The organism is Ruegeria sp. I1 (assembly GCF_056532675.1).
Window position 1 is genome coordinate 87,396 of record NZ_JBQFNM010000011.1, and the last position, 23,019, is coordinate 110,414.

The following is a 23,019-nucleotide window of genomic DNA, read 5'->3' on the forward strand; positions in this document are numbered from 1 at the left end:
AACTTGTATACAGTAAAAAATAATGCAGCATGAAACACTGTTAGTAGTTCCGAACGGAATCGGCCCTTCGAGTGGAAGCCCCAATGCGTCAGACGCGGCATATCACCTTCATTTTGGTTGAGGAGTTTTCTCACCTTGCGTTTTCATGCGCGGTCGAACCGCTGCGCATTGCCAATTGGGTAAGTGAAGAGCAGCTTTATGATTGGTCTATGATTTCCGAAGAAGGTGAGCGCGCGGTTTGTTCAAATGGGCTGGTTACATTGGTTCATGGCGGTTTGGATGACATACCAAAAACAGACCAGCTGTTTGTTCTGTCCGGCATTCACATGCGCAATCACGTTACACGGCCTTTGCTGGCAACGCTTAGGCGTGAGCGCGCACAGGGCACATCCATCGGTGCCTTGTGCTCGGGCGCTTGGGTGCTGGCCAAAGCAGGGTTTCTGGACGGGATGCAGGCTGCGATTCACTGGGAATACCACGATGCCTTTATGGAAGCCTTTCCAGAGGTCAATCTGGTGCGCAGTGTTTTTGTCGCGGATGAGAAGCATATCACCGCCTCAGGAGGCACCGCGACCGCTGATTTGATGTTGCATCTAATCGAACGCGACCACGGGGCTGAGCTGGCCGTCGCGGTGGCGGATCAGATGGTCTACAATGCGGTGCGCAATGCAACCGCAAAGCAACGCGTTTCGCTGCAGTCGCGCAACGGTATGCGCAACGCCCACCTGGCCAGGTCGATAGAGATCATGCGCGACAGTATCGAAACGCCGGTGTCGCCGTCTGAGATTGCGGAGAGGCTGGGAATCTCAACGCGCCAGCTTGAACGTTTGTTCGGAAAATACCTGAACACCTCACCCAAGAAATACCTGATGGAGATGCGGCTGGAGCGTGCACAAAAGCTGCTATTGCAGACCGAAGCCTCGATTACCGAGGTCGCGTTCGCCTGCGGATTTGAAAATCCGGGCCATTTCTCGCGCGTGTACAGGTCAAGCTTTGGTGTGACACCGCATTCTCAGAGAAACAAATTGGATTGATCTTCCCGGCTATGTGGTAGGGTGAGCATAATGGTCGCAAAATGGGGACTCACTATGCCCACCCCCTTGGCCGACCATGAACCCCCTCGTTAAAATCTGACTAGTAAACTGATCGATCGGATAAGGTTGAACTACACAGCGAAACTGGCAGAACTATTACAATATCATGACAGTTTTGGGCGCGATTGTGACACAATGATTAATATGTCGTCCTCTTTGTTAACGTAACCTGTGTTTCGTGGGCTTGGCTAAGGCCCTGGCGTCATCGGCAGTGCAATCAGGTCGCAGTTGGGTTTCGGCTTCTTGGGCCGATGGTGACAACTCAGAGAAAATAGACAACACTCGCCAGGCGATCGCAGAATGTCGTGTCGGGCAGGTAGAGTGAACAAAATGACGCTAAAGGCGCTTCCCAAACTGGTGGTTCAGATTCCGTGTCTGAATGAAGAAGAAACCTTACCTGCCGTCATTCGCGACATCCCGCGCGATATCTCTGGCGTGGGGGTGGTCGAGCTTCAGGTCATTGATGACGGATCAACGGATCGCACCAGTGAGATCTCAAAAGAACTTGGTGTTGAGCATGTTGTTCGCAACCGCGGCAACAAAGGGCTTGCTCGTTCGTTTCAGATAGGGATCGACAATGCCTTGGCTCAGGGGGCGGATATCATCGTCAACACGGATGGTGACAACCAATATTCCGGCGCATCGATCCCCGATCTGATTGCACCTATTCTGGCCGGGAAGGCTGACGTGGTCGTCGGAGATCGGAAGCCTGGCCAAAACCAATCGTTCTCGCCCGTTAAGCGAATATTGCAACGGGTTGGCAGCCGCGTTGTTTCGGGCTTTGCGGGGCTTGAGGTCAACGATGCCGTTTCAGGGTTTCGCGCTTATTCGCGTGATGCGGCGTTGCATATCAACGTCATGACAAAGTTCAGCTACACAACCGAAACACTTATCCATGCCGGACAAACTGGCCTGAGCGTTGTGACGGTCCCGGTCGAGGTCAATCAGGTCGAACGACCTTCGCGTCTGTTCAAATCCATGCGGTCCTTCATTTCGCGCCAGATGGGGACCATCTTGCGCAGCTATGTCATGTACCGCCCGCTCAAGGCCTTTGCCACAATCGGGCTGGTGCTGCTGCTGATCGGGATCATTCCGATCGCGCGGTTCGTCTTTTTCTATCTGATGGGGGATGGCGACGGTAAAGTTCAGTCGCTTGTCCTGGGTGGTGCGTTTGTGGTGATGGGTTATTTTACGATCATCATCGCAATCCTGTCGGAAACGATTGCTACCAACCGGCGCTTGCTTGAGGCGACCTTGCGCCGGGTTCGCGAGTTGGAACAAAGGGCGGAGCATGCAGATCGTGCATAACGCTTCGCAATCGGGATTTGTGGCATTTTGGGCGAGCAGACCGTTTGCGGCTGTTGCCCTTATCGGATCAGCCTACCTTGCGGTTTTGTGCTGGCTTGCGCCGGGCCGGTACCCTGATCCGTTTTTTGGGGGCGCAATCTATGACGGTTACTATCACGCCATCTTGAACGGGCATTTTGATTTACCGCCCCGGCTCTTGCGGTTCGAAGGCCACTATACACCTGACGCTCAAGGTTATCTTTATCACGGGGCAGGGCCGATGCTTCTGCGCTTCGTGTTCGGTTGGGCCTGGCCGTTCGAGTCGATCCCGATGGCCGGGTTTTCGATCTGGTTTTGGACAGCATTTGGAACCCTAGGTTATCAGGTGGCGCTGAAAGATCTGATTGCTCAAACCGCGACACCGGTACAAAGGAATGCGCAGGGTTGGGCAGTCTTTTTTGCAGCGGCTTTGTGGGTTTGCGGGCCTGCGACCCTGCTTGTCGTCAATCAATCACTCTATCACGAACCTATCGCGCTGGCATATGGCGCGGCGGGTGCCTTTGTGGCGGTTTGGGTGCGCTTTAGTCAGGACAAGCTGCATCCTCTGCTGGCGTTTTCGGTATTGGCTTTGTGTGCAGCTATCACGGTGCATGCCCGCCCGAACCTGGCGATTGGGCTGTATGTGGCTCTGACCGCCCTGTGCGGCTGGCGCGTGATTAAACACGGTGTGCGAATGCTGCTGCCCGCGTTGGTTGCCGGAGCAATTCTGGGGGTCGGGGGGCTGCTCTATCTGGGTTTGAACACCCTCAGATTTGGCGGCGCTGCCGAAGTCCATGGATCGTTCGAGGTAAGCGAAACCCAATATGGTACGGTTTTCTGGGGGATAGAGCCTCAGGACTCCCCACGTGCGCAGGCATTTACCGAACATGGCCGATTTAATGTTGGGCGTATTCCACCGAATGCAGGATTGTATGCGTTTGACCTGCCTGCTCTGGAACTGACGCATCGCCCTTCGATGGCGATGTACAACCTATTCCAACGGGCGACCGAAGATCGTCTAGGGTATATCAGGGTCGAAGGGCCACGTTACGGGCTTTTGTGGCTTTGGTTGATTTGGTTCGGATTCGCAGCCATCGGTTTGACGCAGGTCAGGCGTGTAGACCATCTGGTGCTGGCCGCCGGTTTGTTGGTTGGCGTTCTGGTCACACTATCTTATGGGACGATCACGCTGAGATACCGTTTTGATCTGTGGCCGCTCATCGCGTTCCTGAGCTTTCTGGGGATATCCCGCGTTTTGGCGGGTGTTTCGAACGGTCATCAGCCAGGCATCTTCAAACGACTGGTTTTTGCCGCGGCGCTGATTGGAACGACAGTCACTGCGATGGCCACGTTTCAGTACACCGCTATGTTCCGCGAGATCGAAGGCAGTTTCTTCGCGCCATGGAGCAACGGCTACTGTATTGGTTTGGCCGAAGGCGTAGGGCTGCCGTCCGACCAGATGCCCGTGATCTGCCGGGCACCGACCGATTTGGAGGGTTAAGATCAGGATGCGTTTGCTAAAGTCTATCTATGTTAGCCTGTTGCGCATCTTGGCGGCGCTGGCCCAGGTAACCGGGCTTGCAGGATTTCTGGAGCGGCGGCGTGACAAAGGGCGCGGCTGGCATTGGATGTCCAGCCTGTTCGCAATCTACGATATTGATGCGATGGTCAACCTCGACGTGCCATGGTGGACCTACGACGCTATCGAGCAGGTGGACGCATTCCTGGCTTCCCGTCCGGTTCGCGTTTTAGAATATGGATCGGGCGCCAGTACAGTTTGGCTGGCCCGTCGCGCGGCATCCGTGATCAGCGTTGAACATGACGCGCCTTGGTACAAGGCCGTCACTGCCAAACTGCCTATGATCGAGGGCTTGTGCACCACCGAGGTCAAACTGGTTGAGGCAAGTAGTGATGCGCCCGCTGACGCTCTGTATCTTTCAGAAAAAGCCAATGGTTCTCGGGCAAATTTTACAGCCTATGCCATTGCAATAGATGACGAAGATGGGCTTTTTGATCTGATCGTCGTGGATGGTCGCGCGCGTCCAGCCTGCTTGAAACATGCAATCCCCAAGCTGGCACCGGATGGGATCATCGTGTTCGACAATTCTCATCGCGCGCGCTACCGCCAATCGATCAAAGATTGCGGGTTGTCCGAAACCAGGTTGCGCGGGCTGGTTCCGACCTTGCCTTATCCAGATCAGACCTCGATCCTGCGCGCCGAACCGGCGGGATAGGCCGATGCCGGTGGCGCATCTGCTCAAGGATAAGGTGCTACGTCGAAGACTGGTGCGCGGGCTTGGCCTGCTGGTTCTGGCGCTGTCCGTCATTTTCATCGGACGCGAGATTGCACGCAATTGGGACGCGCTGATCAGCTTCGATCCACCCGAGGGGTTCTTAATACGCTGCGCAGTGATGGTTGCTCTATATTCAGCGTTGCTGTTTGTGCTGGCCGAGATGTGGCACCGCATCGTGCAACTATTCGGACCCGAGCCGCGCCGCCGGACGTATCGGTCATTCACTCTCTCTCAAATCGCGCGATACGTACCCGGCAATGTTGTCCACCTTTTGGGACGCGCTGTTTTGCTGCGCGGCGGGACGCTGAGCGACAAGCAGTTGGCCATGGCAACCTTGGTGGAACTGATTTGCTTACCCGTTGCCGCTTTGGTGATCTTGGTAACTGGTGTTTGGTTCGTGCCTTTTGACATTCTACCGTTCGAAGCCATTGGCCCTGTCTGGCCTATGCTTACGATTTCAATCGCTGTTCTGCTATCCCTGGTACTGGTTTTTTTTGCCGTCAAGCAGAGCCTCACACTCTCTGCTTTGCTCTTGATTTCGTTTCTTGCGATCGCATTTCTTCTGGGTATGAGCTCCGTCGCCGCCTGGGTCCTGAGCGCAATCGACGATGTCCCAATAGGTGTCGCGGCGCTTGCCGCTGTTGTCTCTTGGCTGATTGGGTACGCGACGCCTGGTGCGCCAGGCGGTTTAGGCCCTCGCGAAGCCGCGTTCATCGCAATTTTAAGTGGCGCTACGACACCCGGTTCAGCCCTGATCGCTGCGGCTGTTTTCCGGCTGATTACCGTCGCTGGGGACGTTGTGTGCTTTGCGATAGGGGTTGCCTTTTTTAGGCGTTAGCGCGGGTATGCGGATAACCCGTGTCGAATTATCCTCCGTTTTGCCTATCGAAGGCATGAAGAGGTGAGATTGGGCTATTTGGCAGGTACCAAGACACGTGGAGTAGAGAACTATCGCATGTAAGTTATCAAGCAAACGAGGGCAAAACCGGTCAAATGCACCGATTTCGAGTCTTCTGAACTATCGTGGATTCTGATGGTGCTGCTGGAGAGAATTGAACTCTCGACCTCTCCCTTACCAAGGGAGTGCTCTACCTCTGAGCTACAGCAGCATCGTGGGCGGGTGATTAGACGCAAACGAAACGCGGCGCAAGGGTATCTGGACGGTTTTTTTCGCCTCCTGTAGAGAAAGACCATGGCAGAGAAAAATGCACAAAAAAATCACGGCAAATCCGGGAATGCGCGCGAAGAACGCCTGAAGGCTGCGTTAAAGGCGAACATGGCGCGGCGTAAGGCGCAGGCTAAGGCGCGGGCCGCTTCCGGAAACAAAGCCGACAAAGACGAGGGATAAGAGCAGATGGATTCGATTCTGGTGACGGGCAACGGCCCGCTGAACGGACAAATTCCGATTGCGGGGGCCAAGAATGCGTGCCTGACGCTGATGCCTGCGACGCTTCTCAGCGAAGAACCGCTGACTTTGACCAACGCGCCACGCCTCAGCGATATCAAGACCATGACAGCGCTGCTGCAATCGCTTGGGGCCGAGGTGTCCGCGCTGCAGGACGGACAGGTGATCGCGATGTCGAGCCATGATCTGACCAGCCAGACGGCGGACTATGACATCGTGCGCAAGATGCGGGCCTCAAATCTGGTGCTGGGGCCGTTGCTGGCGCGATTTGGGCAGGCGGTCGTGTCGCTGCCGGGTGGCTGTGCGATTGGCGCGCGTCCGATGGACCTGCATGTCGAAGGGCTCGAGGCTCTGGGCGCCGAGATCGAACTGAAAGACGGGTATCTGCATGCCAAGGCTCCGGGCGGTTTGAAAGGCGCGGTGCATGAGATGCGCTTTGCCTCGGTCGGAGCGACCGAGAACATCGTCATGGCAGCAACACTTGCCAAAGGCACCACCGTTCTGAAAAACGCCGCGCGTGAGCCTGAGATTGTCGATCTGGTCGATTGCCTGCGCAAAATGGGCGCGCAGATCGCGGGTGAGGGCACCTCGACCATCGAAATTCAAGGCGTGGATCGGCTGCACGGGGCGACCCATCAGGTAGTGACCGACCGGATCGAGCTGGGCACATATATGCTGGCCCCGTCCATCTGCGGTGGCGAGGTTGAATTGCTGGGCGGGCGCATGTCGCTGGTCGAATCGTTCGCGGCCAAACTGGACGCGGCGGGTGTAAGCGTTGAAGAAACCCAAAAGGGCCTGAAAGTGGCGCGTAAGAACGGGCGTGTGACAGCCGTAGATGTGGTCACCGAACCCTTCCCGGGCTTCCCAACCGACCTTCAAGCCCAGATGATGGCGCTGATGTGCACGGCCGAGGGCACCTCGGTCTTGGAGGAGCGTATATTCGAGAACCGCTTTATGCATGCGCCCGAACTGGTCCGCATGGGAGCGCAGATCGAGGTGCATGGCGGAACAGCGACTGTGACAGGTGTTGAGCGTTTGAAGGGCGCGCCCGTCATGGCGACAGACCTGCGCGCTTCTGTTTCGCTGATCCTGGCAGGGCTTGCCGCCGAGGGTGAGACCACGGTAAGCCGGGTGTACCATTTGGATCGTGGCTATGAACATGTGGTGCGCAAGCTGGAAGGTGTGGGTGCCAAAATCGAACGGATCAAGGGCGAATGACAGACGCAAGTTTCGAAGACGGGCGCGAGGCCCCATTGAACCTGGGGGCCGAGGATGCAGATGATCTGCAGGTCATCTCGACCCTGTCGCAAGACGCTGTGTTCCCGGTGACCGAGATGACATGGCAGCCCTCGCAACGGCGTTTTGGGTTGCTTTTGAACCGGTTCCGGTGGGAGGATAAGGACGCGGCTGCCCGTCGCGACCGCCCGTTTGAGCGTGTGCAGTCTGTGCTGGTTTTTGATTCAGTCTTGTCAGTCTCCAGCCAGGGCATAGATCGCAGCGACAAAGATATGATTCTGTCGCTGCTGTCCGTCGATTTTGAGCCCGGTGAAGATGGGTCCGGACTGATCTTGCTGACCTTGGCGGGGGATGGTGCAATCCGGCTGAAGGTCGAAGCGATCGATGCAACGCTGAAGGATGTGACACGCCCTTATCTGGCGCCCTCAGGGCAGGCTCCGCATCATCCAGAATAAGCGCGGCATATCGCAGGCGTTCGTGAATACCGCCCAAAAGCCGGTTCTGCGCCGTGCCACCGTGTTCGACGTGTTTCAGATGAGCCGGTTGTTGATCCGGTCCATTACCCATCTGTGTGCGGCGGATCATGGAAACGATCCGCGCCTTATATCGCTCTGGACGGCCAACAAAGACCCGCAGAGCATTCGGGGCTGGGTACAATCCGGTTCCGAGCTTTGGGTGGCTGAGTTGAGCGGTCAGATTGCCGCTGTTGGCGGTGTTCGGCGAGGGAGCAAAATTTCGCTGCTCTATGTTGATCCATGGTACATCCGACACGGCATTGGGCGTGCTTTGCTGGCACGGTTAGAGCAGGAGCTTGCAGATCAGGGATGCGTGCAGGCTTCCTTGGAGGCGACGCATACCGCGCGCGCGTTTTATCTGCGCGATGGTTGGGCGCAGACCGGCGACCCGGAAGAGTGGCACGGGATGACCCAATTCCCCATGCGCAAATCGTTGCACCTTGCCAAGAAGGGTTGAGACCTGCTGGCCCCAGCGATATGTCCGCTTGGAACGTTTCGGAGTGCCAGATCATGCCCGTTTTCCTTGAGACCACATCGCCCGAGTTTGAAGCCGCCTTTCAAACTCTGCTGTCTGCCAAGCGCGAAGACAGCCCGGACGTGGACGCGGTTGTGGCCGAAATCATCGAAGATGTACGAGCGCGCGGTGATGCAGCGATCATTGAACTGACCGCCAAGTTCGACCGGTTGGACCTGACACCAGATACGCTGGCGTTCAGCGCGGCTAAGATCGCGGACGCTGTAGAACAGGTCTCTGCCGAAGATCGAGCCGCGCTGGAATTGGCTGCGGCTCGTATCCGGGCCTATCACGAGCGGCAGATGCCGTCTGATCAAAGTTGGACGGATGAAAGCGGTGCGACGCTGGGTTGGCGTTGGTCCGCGGTCTCTGCGGCGGGCCTCTATGTGCCGGGTGGGCTGGCATCCTACCCGTCATCCGTGCTGATGAACGCGATTCCGGCCAAGGTGGCGGGTGTTGGGCGGTTGGCGATCGCGGTGCCGACACCGGACGGTCAGGTCAATCCACTTGTTCTGCTGGCTGCGCAATTGTCCGGTGTGGATGAAATCTACCGGATCGGTGGTGCCCAGGCCATCGCCGCGCTGGCCTATGGGACGCAGACTATTGCTGCTGTGGACAAGATCACGGGGCCTGGAAACGCATTTGTTGCGGCGGCCAAACGGCGCGTCTTTGGCAAGGTGGGCATCGATATGATCGCCGGGCCGTCCGAGATTCTGGTGATCGCTGACAAAGACAATGATCCGGATTGGATCGCCTTGGACCTGCTCAGCCAAGCGGAACACGACGAAAGCGCCCAGTCGATCCTGATCACAGATGATGCCGCCCTTGGTCGAGCCGTTGCGCAGGAGGTTGAAAAACGTCTGGAAACCTTGCAGCGGCGTGAGATTGCGGGGGCCAGTTGGCGGGATTTTGGGGCTGTCATTACCGTGCGCGATTTGAGTGAGGCTGCGACCTTGTCAAACCGCATCGCACCCGAACACCTTGAGCTTTGCGTGGCAGACCCGGTGGCGCTGAGCGAAAAGACCATCCACGCCGGAGCGATTTTCCTGGGGCAATACACGCCCGAAGCCATTGGCGACTATGTCGGTGGGCCGAACCACGTTTTGCCCACGGCACGCTCGGCACGGTTTTCATCGGGTCTGAGCGTCATGGACTTTCTCAAGCGAACGACGCTCAGCCAGATGACACCCGCAGCCCTGCGTGCCATCGGCCCGGCGGCTGAGCAACTGGCACAGTCTGAAAGCCTTGAGGCGCATGGGCTGTCTGTCAGCGCGCGTTTGAATCGGTTGAATGGATGAGGTGACGCAAAGGCGTATCGAAAGCGCAGCGTGGATACATTGCCGAACGATATCGCTTGTTATAGGTCTGGGCGGACGACAAGGAATGTGACCGTAAAGATGACCCGTATTTCGCATATCGAACTGGATGACCGTAACCTGCCCCCGCCGACCCCAGAGATCGAGCAGGAGCGTAAGGTTGCCATCTTTGATCTGCTGGAAGACAACAGCTTTGCCCTGCCCGCACGTGACGATCGTGCTGTTCCAGACGGACCATACCATCTGCACTTATCGATCCGTGACAAACGTCTGGTTTTCGACATCGCCACCGAAGGCAGCGAGAAAGCGGCCGAGTTCCACCTATCGCTTGGACCCTTTCGACAGGTGGTCAAAGACTACTTCCAGATCTGCGAAAGCTATTTCAACGCGGTGAAAACCTTGCCACCAAGCCAGATCGAAACCATCGACATGGCGCGCCGGGGCATCCATAACGAAGGCAGCCGTGTTTTGCAGGAACGACTTGAGGGCAAGGCCGATGTGGACACAGACACTGCCCGCCGCCTGTTCACGCTGATCTGCGTGCTGCATTTCGGGGGGTAACGCGTGAAGCCTCTGCCGCAGTCGGTCCTGTTTTGTTGCGACCACAACTCGGTTCGGTCCCCGATGGCCGAAGGCATCATGAAGAAGTTTTACGGCACCGGCACATACGTGCAATCCGCCGGTGTCTATAACGATCTGGAGATCGACGGTTTCTGTATCTCAGTCTGCCACGAGATTGGTGTTGAACTGTCGCGCCATCGCTCGCGGTCTTTTGACGAGATGCAGGAGTGGGGCGACGACCTAAGCTCGTTTGATCTGATCGTCGCGCTATCACCTGCAAGCCAACGCAAAGCGCTGGATCTGACGCGGGTTTTTCACCTGGATGTCGATTATTGGCCAATAATGGACCCTACCGGGATGGGTGAGACGCGCGAAACAAAGCTACACCACTACCGACAGACCCGCGATCAGATCATCAAGCATCTGAAAGACCGCTGGGGCGAACCAACGGAGTGACCCATGAAACAGACCGTTCAAACCTATTTCGATGCCTTCAACGCCGGGGATCTAGACGGCATGCTGGCCTGTTTGTCCGATGATGTGGCCCATCACGTGAACGAAGGCCAGATTCGCGTCGGCAAAGAGAAATTCGCGGCTTTCTGCGCCCATATGAACCGCTGCTATAGCGAGAACCTGACCGACATCGTAGTGTTCGAGGCCGAAGGCGGCACCCGTGCGGCAGCCGAGTTCATCGTCAACGGCACCTACCTGGAAACCGACGAAGGGTTGCCGGATGCCCATGGTCAGACCTATCGCTTGCCGGCCGGGTCGTTCTTCGATCTGAAAGACGGCAAAATCACTCGCGTCACCACTTTCTACAACCTTGCGGATTGGACCAAGCAGGTCTCGAATGGCTGAGGTCACCGCGGTCCGCGCCCTGACCGGAGCGGCGCTTGAGGCTGCTCTGGACGACGTGGCGCGCCTGCGGATCGAGGTGTTTCGGGCCTGGCCGTATTTGTACGACGGCGATCTGGAGTACGAGCGGACGTATCTGCAATCCTACCGCGACAGTGACAAAGCCATTGTTGTTGGCGCGTTTGATGAGGATCGTCTGGTTGGTGCTTCGACTGGCGCACCGCTGATGGATCACGCCGATGATTTCGCAGCGGCCTTCGATGGCACGGGTCTGGACTTGTCGCAGATCTTCTATTGTGCGGAATCTGTCCTGTTGTCTGACTATCGCGGGCAGGGCGTCGGGCATAAGTTCTTTGATTTGCGTGAAGCTCATGCCCGGGAGCTGGGCTTCGCCAAATGCGCTTTTTGTGGTGTGCAACGCCCAGCGGATCATCCGCTCAGACCCGAAAACTACCGACCGCTAGATGGGTTCTGGCGCGCGCGAGGATATGAGCCTTTGCAGGGTGTAATCGCGCAGTTTTCGTGGAAGGATATGGGGGAAGAGGGCGAAACGCTCAAGCCGTTGCAGTTTTGGATCAGAAGTCTTTGAGACGATTTTGGATCACGTTTATGTCCTTGGATGATGATACGCTACCGTCCGGTATCTGGTTTCCTTTAGGATATGAGTAACAAAGCCCATAATGGGTCTGTCTCAGGTTCTTTGTCGTGTCTTTGCGCGAGAGGTTCGTAATGAAAGTCGCCACTGCTGCATATAACCTTGAATGGCTCGATAGCTGGGCGCAATACGAGGATAAGCTGGATCGTTGGGTTTCGGATGCCGCTGAGCAGGGTGCTGAGTTGCTGGTGTTCCCGGAATACGGCGCGATGGAGCTGTCTACGTTGGATGGCGCGGACGTCGCCGGTGACCTCGAACGATCAATTCGCGCGGTCTCGGACCGGATGCAAGAGGTGCAGGCCCTGCATCAGCGTCTCTCTCAGGCGTACAATACTCATATACTGGGCGCGTCAGCCCCGGTTGCGAGTAACGCAGGCCGCCCCGTGAACCGCGCGGTGCTTTATACGCCAAACGGTCGGCATGATCATCAGGACAAGCAGATCATGACCCGGTTCGAGCGCGAAGAGTGGGACATCGCCCCCGGTGGACCGCTCAAACTGTTCGATACCTCGTTGGGCAAGATCGGCATTCTGATCTGCTATGACAGTGAGTTTCCTTTGCTGGGCCGCGCCCTGAATGAAGCGGATATCATACTGGTCCCGTCCTGCACCGAGGCACTTTCAGGCTATTGGCGGGTTCGCATCGGGGCGATGTCGCGTGCATTGGAAAACCAATGCGTGACGGTGATGGCCTCGTTGGTTGGTAACAATGACTGGTCCGAAGCAGTGGATATGAACACCGGCACAGGCGGCATCTTCGGCCCGCCCGACAAAGGGTTTCCGCAGACCGGCGTACTGGCCGAGGGCATTCTGAATCGGCCCGGCTGGACCTATGCCGACATTGATCTAACCGCTGTTGCCAACGTCCGCGACGATGGGCATGTCCTAAATCGCGCGCATTGGGACGAGCAAAACCCCCGAGTCGAAACGGTCACAATCTCAACGCTTTAATGATTCTGGCCTTGAAATAAGGCCGAAATAGGCTCATCTAGGCGCACATCCTCGCAGATTCTGCGAGTGCAACCTAACGATGGAGACAACATGGCCAAGGAAGATACGCTCGAATTTCCCGGTGTCGTGAAGGAACTCCTGCCTAATGCGACGTTTCGGGTCGAGCTGGAAAACGGCCATGAGATCATCGCACATACGGCAGGAAAGATGCGCAAGAACCGCATCCGTGTTCTGGCTGGCGACAAGGTTCAGGTCGAGATGACCCCCTATGATCTGACCAAGGGTCGGATCAATTATCGCTTCAAGTAACGCTCTAACCAATGGCGTTTATCCTTGGATCGGGCAGCCCTAGGCGGCTGGACCTGCTGGCGCAGCTTGGCGTGCAGCCCGATGCGGTCAGACCTCCGGATATCGATGAAACGCCGCTTAAGGGGGAACTACCTGTTCCCTATTGCCACCGCATCGCCCAGGAAAAGGTCAACGCGGTCGCGGCGGGTGATGATGATGTCGTGCTGTGCGCTGATACAACTGTCGCGCTGGGTCGTCGCATTCTAGGCAAGCCAGAGGACGCCGGCGAGGCGGCAGCGTTTTTACATGCCTTGTCCGGTCGACGCCACCGTGTGATCACGTCGGTTGCTGTAAGGCGCGGGGATCGCGTTCTGCAACGCGAGGTGGTCTCGCAGGTTCGGCTCAAGCGCCTGTCGGATATTGAAGTGAACGCCTACCTTGAAACAGGGGACTGGAAAGGCAAGGCCGGAGCCTATGCCATCCAAGGTCCGGCAGGTGCTTTCATCCCCTGGATTTCCGGTTCATTCACCGGCATCGTTGGTCTGCCTTTGGCCGAAACATCGGGGCTGCTGCAAGCGATCGGTTACCCATTACATCGAGGAACGCCATGAAGGGTCGCACGATTGTTCTGGATCATATCGAAGGCCGCGAAGCTGCAGCCCTGATGGTGGATGGTAAGCTGGATGACTTTCTGATCGCAGGGGATGCCCCGCCACCCGGAACGATCTACCGCGCCAAGGCAGATCGCCCTGTCAAAGGGCAGGGTGGTATGTTCCTGACAACCCCCGATGGACCTGCTTTTCTACGACAGGCAAAAGGGCTGGCTCCGGGCGCTTTGCTGCTGGTTCAGGTCACCGGATATGCCGAAGAAGGCAAGGCGCTTCCGGTTACTGATCGGGTCTTATTCAAAAGCCGATATGCAATTGTTACGCCGGATGCGCCGGGTCTGAACATTTCGCGCAGTATCCGGGATGAAGACGCGCGGGACCGGCTACTGGAAATCGCCCATGACATGATGGGCGACAGCCCCTATGGCCTGATCCTACGCTCCTGCTGTGCCGGTGCGGATGCCGAAGAGATTGCCGAAGACATCAGTGCGATGCTGGCGCAGGCCGAGCAGATTTTGGATGATCCGAGCACTGAACCCGAAACTCTGAGCGAAGGCGACAGCCCCCATGTGCTGGCCTGGCGTGATTGGACCGACCCGGCGGACGTTTTCACTGAGCCTGGAGGGTTTGAGACCCACGGCGTTCTGGATGCGCTTGACATCGCGCGCGGCATTCAGGAACCGCTGGCGGGCGGAGGGTATCTGTTCATCGAGCCGACGCGGGCTTTGGTCGCGATAGACGTCAATACGGGCGCCGACACTTCGCTGGCAGCTGGCACGAAGGCGAACTTTGCATGCGCCAAACAGTTGGCCCGCGCGTTGCGGGTACGGGGTCTGGGTGGGCAGATCACGCTGGACCTTGCCCCAATGCCCAAGAAAGACCGTCGGGGTTTTGAACAAGCCCTGCGCACTGCTTTCCGCCATGACTCGGTGGAAACAACACTGGCTGGCTGGACTCCTTTGGGCCATTTCGAGTTGCAGCGGAAAAGAGCGCGTATCCCCTTGAAAGAGGTGCTGAAATGAGCTGTCCAATCTGCGGGGAAGAAACGGTCGTAAGGTTCCGCCCATTCTGTTCCAAACGCTGTGCAGATATCGATTTAGCCAAATGGCTGAACGGATCTTATGCGGTGCCATCACAGCGGGAAGAGGACGTTGAGGCGGACGATACGGACCAAGGCGAGATCAGGCAGCGACCGCACTGAAAAAATGTAAAAAAGCCTCTGGACAGTCCCTGGCGCAAGTCATAGAACGCCTCCACCCAACGGCAAGCGCCGTTCCCGTGCCCGGGTAGCTCAGGGGTAGAGCAGTGGATTGAAAATCCTCGTGTCGGTGGTTCGATTCCGCCCCCGGGCACCATTATTTCTCAATTTTTACATTACTATCAAATGGTTAAGTTGATACACTTGCCGTCAATCCGCCAGCTAATCCACCATTCCGTGTTCGGTGTACCCTTGCTTGTATCGCTTTTCTGCAAATCTTGGGGAGAAGGTATCCTAAATGGGTTGTACTCAATTTAGAGTTGTTGGCGAGTTTTCTGTGGGTTACGTTGCCTCAACTGCATGGCACCGAATAGTTGGGTCCATTGTTGCAAAGGGGTAGGACATCTACAATGCAAGCTTCAAACCGACGTCGTGAGCTTTCGGCCATAAAGGTTCGACAGTGGCTCAACGCTTGGGATGAAATCCAATTTTCCGAAGAAACCAGACGAAGAAAGCCAGATCCGCACTTTTTCATTTTTTCCATCCCTGCGAAAGAGTTGCGTAGCCTTTGCGGTATTCACCGTCGATCTGCCAACCTTGAAGTTGATCGAAATGAAGACCTTGGCATTCAGCGCCAGCACGACGAAGAAAGATCAGAAGAAATTTCCCGTTTCGTCGAGTATGGGTATCCATGGTCCACGATCAGTCAAGCGAAACGCTCCTCACCTGACTACGACGATTTGAGAAAGCCAGGCTGGCTACCAACGTCAGTTGTGATCAACATCATTCCCAAGGGCGAAGAAAGATTTGGGCTGGCGGTTGATGACGAAGATGTTGTCTCTGTCCGTGAAGAAGGCGGCTTTAACAAAGTTGTGTTGCCTTATTCGGAGAACGAAGGCGATTGGAGACCCAAAGGTTTGCCGCCATTCGAAGTAATTGATGGACAACACCGGCTCTTCGCTTTTGATGACGATGACGAGACTAATTTTGAGTTGCCAGTGGTTGCATTCGTGGGGTTGGATATTAGCTGGCAGGCTTACTTATTCTATACAATCAACATTAAGCCGAAGAAGATAAACCCAAGCCTAGCGTTCGACCTTTATCCATTGCTCCGCACCGAGGATTGGCTGGATAAGGCCGAGGGCCACGCTGTGTATCGCGAAACCCGCTCTCAAGAACTGACGGAAAGCCTTTGGTCGCATCCTCAGAGCCCTTGGCATGACCGTATCAACATGCTTGGAGAAAGAGGTGTTTCAGGAGTTTCCCAATCGGCTTGGATCAAGTCTTTGATGGCCACCTTTGTCCGACCATGGAAAGCAAGAGGATCAAATACAGGCGGGCTTTTTGGTTCACAACTCCCCGAAAGTGAAGATGTGCTAGGTTGGAGCCGGGCTCAGCAGGCGGCATTTTTGATTTACTCTTGGCGGAGTTTCGAACAAGCTGTGAAAAATTCAAACGCTGAATGGGCTGCAGACCTTAGAAACGAAAACGACCCTCTTCAAGACGTCCTGGCTGACATCGTGGGAGACGCCAGTGATCTTCCGTTTTATGGAAAGCATTCACTAATCAGTTCTGATCAAGGTGTTCGCGGATTTCTGTATCTTCTAAACGACATCTTTTTTGTCTCGGCAATCAAGTGGAACCTTCGCAAATGGCGTGTCTCTGAAAACGCAGGAGCCGGTGACGAAGCCGCTGTGAGTAGCGCTTTGACGGATTTTGAGCAGAGCCACATTTCGGCTCATGTCACAGCGTTTGTACAGTGCATAGCTACTTTTGACTGGCGCGCCAGTAGCACTCCGACTTTGAGCAAAGAAGAGCGCCGAACCAAGTTGGCTTTCAAAGGAAGCGGTGGATACAAGGAACTAAGAATTCAGCTGCATGAACACATGGCGAAATGCGTCGATCTGGAAATTGCAGCAGCATCAGCTGACACCCTGAAAATTATTTCAGAATAGTCAATATAATGCCGCTTTCTCCGCAGAATTCCGCAGTGCTATTTCGCGCAAGGCAAGCAAATGTTGAAGACACTTTGGCTTCGGCAAAGAGCTTCTTCTCCTCGTCACGATGGCTAGCTCTGAAGAATGCTTATGCTCGCGATGTCGCGGGTGAAATAGCCAGAAATAATGGTAGTGGAGCCCCTCAGAACGGCAGACATCTTTCACAGTACATCGCTACGAGCACTGTGTTGCATTGCTCTGACGGATGGTCGTTCCTAGGCCGATCGATAAATGCAATGCTGAACGGTGATGAAGGTGCGTCACTTCACTTAGCGTATTATGCAGAGCTTAGGGCTGCCATGTCCCTACTTGGAACTCAGGGAGTTGGCGTTTTTAAAAACCGTCACTACTTGATCAACAGTACAAATTCCGTTGAACCATTTCAGGGAAATGTAGGAACCCACGAATTTGTTTGGGATTGCCTCGAAGCTTGGGCCGGTACTAGCTCAGCAGCGGACCTCATTGGAGACTTGATAGCTCCTTATGGGGTTACCCTTACAGATTGGGTATCTCCTTTTGGACCGGCTTCCATAATCAGGCCTTCTGCCCAAAGGTGGCTCAAGCAATGGGGCATGGACCTTGGAAAGATCAAAGATGACCGGACCGCAAGAAACACTGCGAGCTATCGACCCTATGGAATAGGTAGTTTAGACAATTGTGAAGCTGATAAGTCTACGGCGTTTGTTCGTTCACTTTGGTCAATTCTAGAACACTCAGGTTCGAGTGGGTTTGGCATGTTGGATCAGTACTTGCTGCGCTCTCTTTTAGAGCAGTTGGTCGTAAGTAGACACAGTGCAGCCGATTTAGGTGGCCCTAATCATCTTGCCATTGTTAACAAAGTGCTCAATTACCAATCTCTAGGAAGAGATATTTCAGAAAGGTACCAGGACTTTTTGATACGCAGGAGGCTGGTGGAAGAACCACTGCTGTTTCAACATGCGCGAAGGAAACCAAAGCCCGGGCCAGAGTGGCATTTCTCAGTTATCTCACGTTCCGTTTTGCTACTACGCTTGGCAACCGGAGCGACGCGAAATCTTTTTCGGAAAGCGGGTGTCGACGAGGTTCAACTAGACTTCTGGAGGAACCAGCTGGGCCAGCAAAAGGGATTGTGGAATGGAGCAAACGCACCAAGTCCAATATCAGACATCTGGGCAGATGTTGACGACAATCTCAATGACTTTTTGGAATTCGAAAATAGCCCTCCTGCGGAAAAAAATTTCTACAATCTAACTCGGATTTTCGGCCTTTCTGTTTGCGAACTTGGAAAGTTCGAACGCATCGCCGTATTAAACATGTGAAGCTCAAGATGACTAATCTATCTCTTTTGAAAGTGTCTTTGACAAAGGAGGGGGCGCACAAATCATTTTTTTTGCTGAGAGACCTAAACGTTTCAGATGTTCTGGATAGCACGAGAAACGTGATTGAAGGGATCAATATCGATGCTGCTCAAACGAGAAATATACTTTGTGCTTCTGCTGACGGAAATCTGCCTGAGATTTGGAATAAGGCAAAAGAACATACGGAAGATACTCTAAGATACTTAGTGTTTTTGGCCATTATATTTAGCCACCACCAGCTAATTTCCGCGTTCAAGGCAGGTTCGATCGGCCATGGGCAGGGGGCAATTTACAGAAGCGACTTGTCTAATGAAAAGGTTTTCACGAACATCCGCGGCGAAACAGTAAATCTGGGTTTGGCAGATAAACAGGCCGACGTTCTAGAATACGACACGCGACCGCTTTTTCAGAATGCTGTCCTTGGTGAATTGGCAGCAGATCTTTTTCGGCTGAAGCTAAAAAAGGCTGGCTGGAACGGAAGAGGTTCGCTTGCCGACGAGGCGATCGGGAACGGTTTTCACACTGTTCTCGCAAAAGACGAAAATAGCTTTCGAGCATGGTTGGGCGGTGAAGCAGAGGGCTTAGATGTAGCTGACCCGGATCGCGAAACCGTTCGACAGTTTGTTTTTTCACCAGGTCACAAACCATCTAAGGAAGGGAAGTCCAAGCGGCGCAGTCCTGCGAGAGCAAAAGAAGCCAATTTGGACCATAATCTACTTCAAAACAAACTATATGAGTACCTTTCTGCCAAGCATGGCGCCCAAAGTGTTGGTACCGAAGTCCCTTCTGGCACAGGGGGAAATTCTGTCGATTTGGTGCTAAAAGACCGCAGCGAAGTGGTTTTCTTCGAAATAAAGACAGACGCATCAGTGCGATTATGTATTCGTCAGGCCTTACCTCAACTACTTGAATACGCATACTGGCCGTCTGAAAATCGTAGCACGAAGCTTGTGGTGGTTGCGGAGGCAGAACCTACCGAAGATGCTTCGGCGTACCTTCGAAAGCTTCGGAATGATTTCGGTATTCCAGTCTACTACAGTAAAATAGATCGTCTCAATGGTCGCTTAGGTGATCTTACTTAGTTGTGCGTTGAGCAATAATTAGAGCTTCCTGCACATTTCGGTGGCGATCATTTAGTCTGCCCATTGTCATGTGGCGATGTTCAAGGAATTTCGTGTCCACTCGGTACTTGGCACCCAAAGTGCTCCTTGCCAGTTCGCATAATTCGGAAAGTTGGAAAAGGCCGGTATCACTGTAACTTAATACCAAATTCGATGCGGTTGCGTTCACTCCATCAAAAAGATCTTTGAATGCCCCCGGAACTTGGGACCGAATACTGAATGGCGATTGATGACGGTTCTCGCGATATCGTCCCTTAACTGTCTTCCCGCCTTTGATCTGCAATTCTGGGTAGTCATAAAGTACCAACGTTTCCAGGGCATGGTAGAACCTGCTGTAGTGCACAAATGCATAAGGCGGATCAGCGTAGATGGTACCACCTTCGAATTTGTCCAAGCATGACAAGAAGTTTTCTGAGGTTATCCGAAACTTGGTTCCCTCATCGACGTTTCCGTAGTTCCATTCGCGCAATGAAACCAACTTTCTCAAGAACAGAACGTCCAGTTTTTTCGCTCTGTAAAGCGCAATGTCTTTCATAGATGACTGAGTTTTGGCGTCTCGGTATTGCGCAAAATGCCCAGTACCTTGGCTGCAATAGGCCATCGCGTGCATAAGCGCACTAAGGAATAGCGCAAAATCATTTTCATTTAGCTCGCCTTCTGCCTTCATTTCGTCAGCTGTGCGGCGAAGTGCATCGATCCAAACACACTGCTCGGCAGACCACCAAGTTCCCGAGTAGTACCGAGTGAAAAGGTTGTACGGTTTTTTAGAAAGTGAGTTCAGGAGTTGTTGGTTGCGACGTTCTATCTTGTTGAAATCATCCAGATTTCCGGTGGGCAGATATTTCAACCCATCAGGCAGGCCTTTCCAAACCTCTTCAAAATACACCTTGGCACGATCAATGATGAGATCGGTATCCATTGTCAAAAAGGCACTTGAAACTCGCCCAAGATAACAACGGCTTATTGTACCCGAATATTTCTGAATATCATTCGATACGAACAACGATGAGTTTGGAAGCGCTCCAGCCAAAGATGCTGCGCCAGAAAACAGATCGCAGATTGCGCCACCTCCATGGACTGACTGAACGCCGCCAATCACGAATTCAATAATTTTGGCCTTAGAGCCCATGTACTTAATTATTTGGGGGTATTGCCGAACAAGAACTGGTGCGTGATCGATCTTTTCAGCTGTCTGCAGCACATTCATTTTTGCTCGCTTCCCTCATTGGACATTCAGGGTCCTATCTGTAGTTTCCAAGCTTAGCTTTTGTGCCTCTACCGGAACACAGAAACTGCCGTGCATGTTTTCATGCTTCGACGTTCAAGAGCCACACTTAGGTTCTTTACAGTACACCGAGCCGACGTCCTATGTAAGCAGTACTTTTCTATCAACTCAGACAAGTGAGAAACTCACGAAAGCCCAATTGGATGCGCGATATTGACCGCTAAGTGTTGCAACGGGTTGCAAAGGACGTTCGCCGCTGTGCATGACAGATTGCGCCACGTTCAACTACCTCAGTTGTCGAACACTCGTGCATTAATGAAGCCGAAGACGATGAAGACCGGCCAAGCTGCCACGAAGACTGCCTTGCAGACGAGGATTGCAAGGTCTCCGGATTTCTCACCAGATTGCAGTAATTGTCGATCTTCGGTCAGCAACTGAAACTCTTCGTTTGTCCGGCAATTCGATTTCTCTAGCGTTGAAACGTCTCTGTGAAAAATCAACTTCCAAAAGAACGCCCCCGCAATCAGGTAACCAACGGCCGCGACAAAAGTCCAATGTGTCATGTCCTGTTCCTTCCAAATTTCTTGGGCATCTGGGCGTATTGGTGGCTGCAACCCGTTGCAATACTCGCGCTGGGCGCGGTCATAGCGGTATGACCGTTGCAACGGGTTGCACCTCCCTCTGACAACCGATGAATTTGGGCCTCTATCATCCACCATGGTATTTCCCGACGGATAGCGGCTGTCTGCCGAGCATGGTGTGGCTGGGCTCCCGTAGCAGCAACGTAGGCCGCCTTGAGGGCAGGATTGGACACTTCAAGGGCCTCACCCAGCCAAAACACCATTGGAGGGCACTGAAGCTGGTTGTAGATGAACTGGCAGGATCGGCCAGAGTTTGGCTTACGCCCATAGACGCCTGGGGTGTAGTATTCCTTCAACCAGCGCATCCAATGCTCTTTTTGGCTGCTATACCAAGCGTTTCCGAAGCCAACGCCAATCTGGAGGAAATGCTCCAGCATAGCGGTCATGGGTTGGTCTTCGGCAAGGGTTTCAATCGTCTTCAAAAGGTCATCTCTCTTCATGAGGAACCATACCAACTTAGTCGGTTCGGGAAACAGTAACTGCCTGTGATCAATACATTTTTTGCCGTCTTCTTATACTTCTTGCCGTCTTGAAGACGGTTGCTTCGAGCGGGCTCCATTGGCTAAACAGACGCCAGTGCATGTGCATCAACATGGGATTGTTTGACGCTGCGGGTATCCACGACGATGTGGCAACGAAATCGGCCATTTCGGCCGCTATGTCAGTCGCGCTGGAATAGCCGGACGCAAAGTCGAGAAGCGTGCACCACATCTCGAAAGTCTCTAACTCAGGGTCGGCAAACTCGCCGTCCTCCAACTTTTGCTCAAGGGCATTGAGATGACGCATCAGGCGCTCTCGGGCCTTGTCACCAATGCCAATGGTCGCGCCGTCCCGAGGGTGTTTATAGCCAAGAAACTCTGTCTCGTTGTCCAGGCCTGCGGAATTTGGGGGGTGCAACGTCAGAGGGCCGAAAGAGCACCGACCCAAGCTATCGGCCAAGGTATCCCTAATCGTCCGGTTATCTTCCTCCGTGCGGCTGGCAACCAGAAGGTTGTCAAAGCACACGATCACCCGAACGTCGTCACTATGAGGTAAGTCATTGAGAAAGGCGTTCAGGTGCCACGCCAAAATGGCACTGGAAGCCGGAGAGCCTTGCATAAGTCCCGAAGGCCCTCTGGTGTTGCAAACAGTATCATCGGTAGGGGAACTAATTTGGGTATGATCCCGTACCATGTAGTTCTCCGGCGTTGCCGCATCTGGCGGTTCCGGCGAAGCCCCTTTCTTGGCTTCATGTTTCGAGGAATGTGCTTGGAACGAAAAGTTGTGGCCTCGCGTATCTAGAGCATTGGCGATTACCTGATTGGGGAGTGGCAATTCGTACAGCGCGTCCAAGTTGAAGCTGTCAAAGCAGTCTTCAATGTCGGTTTGCCAAAGATTGGCATATCCTTCGCGTTGTAGTTGTTGGATGTGAACTGCTGCGTGGTCTCGGCCATGGTGCTTGACGCCAAATAGTGACGGGTGCCGAACAAACTCGGCGTCCAGGGCGCTTTTGATGATCTTGTGCGTTGCAGATAGCACCGGCGGCATGATGCAGATATTTCGCTTGCCACCGCTGGCTTTTGCTATCGGGTACGTTGCCACGACATATTCCCGCTGGGCGTAAGGGTAAACCTGCCGGGCCAAAGCATAGGTTTGTTCTCGACCAATCTTTCCTTTGGTCGCTTTGAGAATAGCCGCCTGCTTTACCTTCGGGTGCCGTAAAAATTCACGTTGCAGGGCATGGCAACGCTTACCCGCTTTCAGTCCAGCCATCAGCCTTTGGGCCTGCTGCGAATAAATCCGGTACAGGGCCTGCTTCTCCACTTTCCAAGGGATGTTGCCGGAGGTGTTAGGGTTTTGGTTGTCGTTGTGCTGCATCGCTTGTTCTTCGGTTGTTTAGATTT

25 protein-coding genes and 2 tRNA genes are annotated in these 23,019 nt (G+C 54.3%); 23 read left to right on the forward strand and 4 right to left on the reverse strand.

All coding sequences use genetic code 11. From position 1 onward, the window contains the following. Positions 1–83: 83 nt before the first annotated feature. From ACR0DH_RS18135 to ACR0DH_RS18155, 5 genes are all read left to right on the forward strand, one after another. Complete coding sequence (locus tag ACR0DH_RS18135) at positions 84–1,034, forward strand: GlxA family transcriptional regulator (protein WP_480551300.1); 951 nt, start codon at positions 84–86, stop codon at positions 1,032–1,034. Between the two features lie 390 nt (positions 1,035–1,424). Next, a complete protein-coding gene (locus tag ACR0DH_RS18140; protein WP_480551377.1) occupies positions 1,425–2,402 on the forward strand; it encodes a glycosyltransferase family 2 protein in 978 nt (325 codons plus the stop codon). Then, positions 2,386–3,921: a hypothetical protein gene (locus ACR0DH_RS18145; protein WP_480551302.1), complete on the forward strand. Its 1,536-nt coding sequence runs from the start codon at positions 2,386–2,388 to the stop codon at positions 3,919–3,921. The genes ACR0DH_RS18140 and ACR0DH_RS18145 overlap by 17 nt, the downstream gene beginning before the upstream one ends. Before the next feature lie 7 nt (positions 3,922–3,928). Beyond that, a complete protein-coding gene (locus ACR0DH_RS18150) occupies positions 3,929–4,654 on the forward strand; it encodes a class I SAM-dependent methyltransferase (protein WP_480545081.1) in 726 nt (241 codons plus the stop codon). Positions 4,655–4,658: 4 nt separating this feature from the next. Continuing rightward, on the forward strand, positions 4,659–5,552 hold the full coding sequence (locus ACR0DH_RS18155) for a hypothetical protein (protein ID WP_480545082.1): 894 nt from the start codon (positions 4,659–4,661) through the stop codon (positions 5,550–5,552). 196 nt (positions 5,553–5,748) lie between these two features. On the opposite strand, the gene ACR0DH_RS18160 is transcribed toward ACR0DH_RS18155, so the two are convergent. Next, positions 5,749–5,823 (reverse strand) — tRNA-Thr (locus ACR0DH_RS18160). Positions 5,824–5,906: 83 nt separating this feature from the next. Between ACR0DH_RS18160 and ACR0DH_RS18165 the strand changes: the two genes are divergently transcribed. From ACR0DH_RS18165 to ACR0DH_RS18250, 18 genes are all read left to right on the forward strand, one after another. Beyond that, positions 5,907–6,062 (forward strand): hypothetical protein, encoded by a 156-nt coding sequence (locus ACR0DH_RS18165; protein WP_353010619.1) that lies wholly within the window; start codon positions 5,907–5,909, stop codon positions 6,060–6,062. A 6-nt stretch (positions 6,063–6,068) separates the two neighbouring features. After that, positions 6,069–7,337, forward strand: a complete 1,269-nt coding sequence (murA, locus tag ACR0DH_RS18170; RefSeq protein WP_480551304.1) for a UDP-N-acetylglucosamine 1-carboxyvinyltransferase — start codon at positions 6,069–6,071, stop codon at positions 7,335–7,337. Next, entirely contained in the window at positions 7,334–7,810 is a 477-nt protein-coding gene (locus tag ACR0DH_RS18175) for a DUF2948 family protein (RefSeq protein ID WP_480545085.1), read from the forward strand. Before murA ends, ACR0DH_RS18175 begins: the two co-directional genes overlap by 4 nt. Positions 7,811–7,832: 22 nt before the next feature. Beyond that, on the forward strand, positions 7,833–8,327 hold the full coding sequence (locus tag ACR0DH_RS18180) for a GNAT family N-acetyltransferase (RefSeq protein WP_480545086.1): 495 nt from the start codon (positions 7,833–7,835) through the stop codon (positions 8,325–8,327). Positions 8,328–8,380: 53 nt separating this feature from the next. Further along, positions 8,381–9,682: a histidinol dehydrogenase gene (gene hisD, locus ACR0DH_RS18185; RefSeq protein WP_480545087.1), complete on the forward strand. Its 1,302-nt coding sequence runs from the start codon at positions 8,381–8,383 to the stop codon at positions 9,680–9,682. Between the two features lie 99 nt (positions 9,683–9,781). Beyond that, complete coding sequence (locus tag ACR0DH_RS18190; protein WP_480545088.1) at positions 9,782–10,261, forward strand: UPF0262 family protein; 480 nt, start codon at positions 9,782–9,784, stop codon at positions 10,259–10,261. Positions 10,262–10,264: 3 nt separating this feature from the next. Next, on the forward strand, positions 10,265–10,717 hold the full coding sequence (locus ACR0DH_RS18195) for an arsenate-mycothiol transferase ArsC (protein WP_480545089.1): 453 nt from the start codon (positions 10,265–10,267) through the stop codon (positions 10,715–10,717). A gap of 3 nt (positions 10,718–10,720) precedes the next feature. Further along, positions 10,721–11,119: a ketosteroid isomerase-related protein gene (locus ACR0DH_RS18200; protein WP_170452409.1), complete on the forward strand. Its 399-nt coding sequence runs from the start codon at positions 10,721–10,723 to the stop codon at positions 11,117–11,119. Then, positions 11,112–11,705, forward strand: coding sequence for a GNAT family N-acetyltransferase (locus ACR0DH_RS18205; protein WP_480551306.1), 594 nt, complete (start codon positions 11,112–11,114; stop codon positions 11,703–11,705). The genes ACR0DH_RS18200 and ACR0DH_RS18205 overlap by 8 nt, the downstream gene beginning before the upstream one ends. A 140-nt stretch (positions 11,706–11,845) precedes the next feature. Continuing rightward, a complete protein-coding gene (locus tag ACR0DH_RS18210) occupies positions 11,846–12,721 on the forward strand; it encodes a carbon-nitrogen hydrolase family protein (protein WP_480551308.1) in 876 nt (291 codons plus the stop codon). 90 nt (positions 12,722–12,811) lie between these two features. Further along, on the forward strand, positions 12,812–13,030 hold the full coding sequence (gene infA, locus ACR0DH_RS18215) for a translation initiation factor IF-1 (protein WP_005978431.1): 219 nt from the start codon (positions 12,812–12,814) through the stop codon (positions 13,028–13,030). An 11-nt stretch (positions 13,031–13,041) separates the two neighbouring features. After that, the gene (locus ACR0DH_RS18220) at positions 13,042–13,620 is read left to right on the forward strand and encodes a Maf family protein (protein WP_480551310.1); all 579 of its coding nucleotides are present in this window, start codon (positions 13,042–13,044) and stop codon (positions 13,618–13,620) included. After that, positions 13,617–14,639 (forward strand): ribonuclease E/G, encoded by a 1,023-nt coding sequence (locus ACR0DH_RS18225; protein WP_480551312.1) that lies wholly within the window; start codon positions 13,617–13,619, stop codon positions 14,637–14,639. The genes ACR0DH_RS18220 and ACR0DH_RS18225 overlap by 4 nt, the downstream gene beginning before the upstream one ends. Further along, on the forward strand, positions 14,636–14,818 hold the full coding sequence (locus ACR0DH_RS18230; protein ID WP_480551313.1) for a DNA gyrase inhibitor YacG: 183 nt from the start codon (positions 14,636–14,638) through the stop codon (positions 14,816–14,818). Before ACR0DH_RS18225 ends, ACR0DH_RS18230 begins: the two co-directional genes overlap by 4 nt. A 79-nt stretch (positions 14,819–14,897) precedes the next feature. Then, a tRNA-Phe gene (locus tag ACR0DH_RS18235) sits at positions 14,898–14,972 on the forward strand. Between the two features lie 253 nt (positions 14,973–15,225). Further along, positions 15,226–16,770 carry a DGQHR domain-containing protein gene (locus ACR0DH_RS18240; RefSeq protein WP_480852738.1) on the forward strand — a complete coding sequence of 515 codons (1,545 nt, stop codon included), beginning with the start codon at positions 15,226–15,228 and terminating at the stop codon, positions 16,768–16,770. A gap of 278 nt (positions 16,771–17,048) precedes the next feature. After that, positions 17,049–18,110 (forward strand): hypothetical protein, encoded by a 1,062-nt coding sequence (locus tag ACR0DH_RS18245; protein WP_480852740.1) that lies wholly within the window; start codon positions 17,049–17,051, stop codon positions 18,108–18,110. Positions 18,111–18,118: 8 nt separating this feature from the next. Next, the gene (locus tag ACR0DH_RS18250; protein ID WP_480852742.1) at positions 18,119–19,231 is read left to right on the forward strand and encodes a hypothetical protein; all 1,113 of its coding nucleotides are present in this window, start codon (positions 18,119–18,121) and stop codon (positions 19,229–19,231) included. On the opposite strand, the gene ACR0DH_RS18255 is transcribed toward ACR0DH_RS18250, so the two are convergent. The 3 genes from ACR0DH_RS18255 to ACR0DH_RS18265 all read right to left on the reverse strand — a co-directional run bounded on the left by ACR0DH_RS18255 (position 19,224) and on the right by ACR0DH_RS18265 (position 22,993). Further along, a complete protein-coding gene (locus ACR0DH_RS18255; protein ID WP_480852745.1) occupies positions 19,224–20,477 on the reverse strand; it encodes a DNA adenine methylase in 1,254 nt (417 codons plus the stop codon). The two genes, ACR0DH_RS18250 and ACR0DH_RS18255, sit on opposite strands and share 8 nt — an antisense overlap. 308 nt (positions 20,478–20,785) lie before the next feature. Beyond that, positions 20,786–21,058, reverse strand: coding sequence for a hypothetical protein (locus tag ACR0DH_RS18260; RefSeq protein WP_480852747.1), 273 nt, complete (start codon positions 21,056–21,058; stop codon positions 20,786–20,788). A 567-nt stretch (positions 21,059–21,625) separates the two neighbouring features. After that, positions 21,626–22,993 carry an RNA-dependent RNA polymerase family protein gene (locus ACR0DH_RS18265; RefSeq protein ID WP_480852749.1) on the reverse strand — a complete coding sequence of 456 codons (1,368 nt, stop codon included), beginning with the start codon at positions 22,991–22,993 and terminating at the stop codon, positions 21,626–21,628. Positions 22,994–23,019: the final 26 nt, after the last annotated feature.

What these genes read in the sequence shown, in the direction of transcription:
- ACR0DH_RS18265 (WP_480852749.1), bottom strand. Translation starts at nt 22,993, where the DNA reads ATGCAGCACAACGACAACCAAAACCCTAACACCTCCGGCAACATCCCT.
- ACR0DH_RS18240 (WP_480852738.1), top strand. Translation starts at nt 15,226, where the DNA reads ATGCAAGCTTCAAACCGACGTCGTGAGCTTTCGGCCATAAAGGTTCGA.
- ACR0DH_RS18200 (WP_170452409.1), top strand. Translation starts at nt 10,721, where the DNA reads ATGAAACAGACCGTTCAAACCTATTTCGATGCCTTCAACGCCGGGGAT.
- ACR0DH_RS18135 (WP_480551300.1), top strand. Translation starts at nt 84, where the DNA reads ATGCGTCAGACGCGGCATATCACCTTCATTTTGGTTGAGGAGTTTTCT.
- ACR0DH_RS18145 (WP_480551302.1), top strand. Translation starts at nt 2,386, where the DNA reads ATGCAGATCGTGCATAACGCTTCGCAATCGGGATTTGTGGCATTTTGG.
- ACR0DH_RS18205 (WP_480551306.1), top strand. Translation starts at nt 11,112, where the DNA reads ATGGCTGAGGTCACCGCGGTCCGCGCCCTGACCGGAGCGGCGCTTGAG.
- ACR0DH_RS18155 (WP_480545082.1), top strand. Translation starts at nt 4,659, where the DNA reads ATGCCGGTGGCGCATCTGCTCAAGGATAAGGTGCTACGTCGAAGACTG.
- ACR0DH_RS18140 (WP_480551377.1), top strand. Translation starts at nt 1,425, where the DNA reads ATGACGCTAAAGGCGCTTCCCAAACTGGTGGTTCAGATTCCGTGTCTG.
- ACR0DH_RS18150 (WP_480545081.1), top strand. Translation starts at nt 3,929, where the DNA reads ATGCGTTTGCTAAAGTCTATCTATGTTAGCCTGTTGCGCATCTTGGCG.
- infA (WP_005978431.1), top strand. Translation starts at nt 12,812, where the DNA reads ATGGCCAAGGAAGATACGCTCGAATTTCCCGGTGTCGTGAAGGAACTC.
- hisD (WP_480545087.1), top strand. Translation starts at nt 8,381, where the DNA reads ATGCCCGTTTTCCTTGAGACCACATCGCCCGAGTTTGAAGCCGCCTTT.
- ACR0DH_RS18190 (WP_480545088.1), top strand. Translation starts at nt 9,782, where the DNA reads ATGACCCGTATTTCGCATATCGAACTGGATGACCGTAACCTGCCCCCG.
- ACR0DH_RS18175 (WP_480545085.1), top strand. Translation starts at nt 7,334, where the DNA reads ATGACAGACGCAAGTTTCGAAGACGGGCGCGAGGCCCCATTGAACCTG.
- ACR0DH_RS18225 (WP_480551312.1), top strand. Translation starts at nt 13,617, where the DNA reads ATGAAGGGTCGCACGATTGTTCTGGATCATATCGAAGGCCGCGAAGCT.
- ACR0DH_RS18230 (WP_480551313.1), top strand. Translation starts at nt 14,636, where the DNA reads ATGAGCTGTCCAATCTGCGGGGAAGAAACGGTCGTAAGGTTCCGCCCA.
- ACR0DH_RS18210 (WP_480551308.1), top strand. Translation starts at nt 11,846, where the DNA reads ATGAAAGTCGCCACTGCTGCATATAACCTTGAATGGCTCGATAGCTGG.
- ACR0DH_RS18220 (WP_480551310.1), top strand. Translation starts at nt 13,042, where the DNA reads ATGGCGTTTATCCTTGGATCGGGCAGCCCTAGGCGGCTGGACCTGCTG.
- ACR0DH_RS18165 (WP_353010619.1), top strand. Translation starts at nt 5,907, where the DNA reads ATGGCAGAGAAAAATGCACAAAAAAATCACGGCAAATCCGGGAATGCG.
- ACR0DH_RS18255 (WP_480852745.1), bottom strand. Translation starts at nt 20,477, where the DNA reads ATGAATGTGCTGCAGACAGCTGAAAAGATCGATCACGCACCAGTTCTT.
- ACR0DH_RS18260 (WP_480852747.1), bottom strand. Translation starts at nt 21,058, where the DNA reads ATGACACATTGGACTTTTGTCGCGGCCGTTGGTTACCTGATTGCGGGG.
- ACR0DH_RS18250 (WP_480852742.1), top strand. Translation starts at nt 18,119, where the DNA reads ATGACTAATCTATCTCTTTTGAAAGTGTCTTTGACAAAGGAGGGGGCG.
- ACR0DH_RS18245 (WP_480852740.1), top strand. Translation starts at nt 17,049, where the DNA reads ATGCTGAACGGTGATGAAGGTGCGTCACTTCACTTAGCGTATTATGCA.
- murA (WP_480551304.1), top strand. Translation starts at nt 6,069, where the DNA reads ATGGATTCGATTCTGGTGACGGGCAACGGCCCGCTGAACGGACAAATT.